Consider the following 519-nt stretch of genomic DNA (forward strand, 5'->3'; position numbering starts at 1 on the left):
GCCAACGATACCAATCCTGCAGATAAAAGCGCACAGCAGAAATTCGACACACGTCGCGCGGTATCAACCATCGATCGCGAATTCGGCTTCATCACGTCGCTTACGCGCAGTGGCGGCGGACCCAGCGCAGGCAGCACGGCCGCAGCAGGCGCACAGCCGGGTGCTTCCGGCAACAACGGCAGCCTGCAGGCCGGTGCGGAAGCGTACTGGCGGCCGTTCGGCTATCGCAACGGCAGCACCGTGGAAATATTCGGGCGCGTGTTCCAGACCTTGCAAGATCGCAGCGGCGGCGCCACCGGCACGCAAACCGCGCAAGCCACGGTCGGCGCACGCTGGAAACCCTGGAGCAGCCAGAACGTGGTGGTGTCGTTCGGCCGCCTGATTCCGATCGGCGCACAGGCGAGCAGCGACTGGCTGGCGCAGCTGGCGTATTCGGACGGCATCGGCACCGACCTGCGCGTGGACCGGCCGTCATGGTGGACCACGCAATGGTATGCCGAGGCCGGCCGCTATCTGCAG

General features: G+C 65.9%; 1 protein-coding gene. It reads left to right on the top strand.

The genetic code is table 11. From position 1 onward, the window contains the following. A partial coding sequence (locus E6R62_RS43400; protein WP_206309058.1) for a hypothetical protein occupies nt 1-519 on the top strand: 519 nt, incomplete at both ends.

Source organism: Streptomyces sp. A1136, assembly GCF_004795055.1.
In the GTDB taxonomy this organism is placed as follows: Bacteria; Actinomycetota; Actinomycetes; order Streptomycetales; family Streptomycetaceae; genus Streptomyces.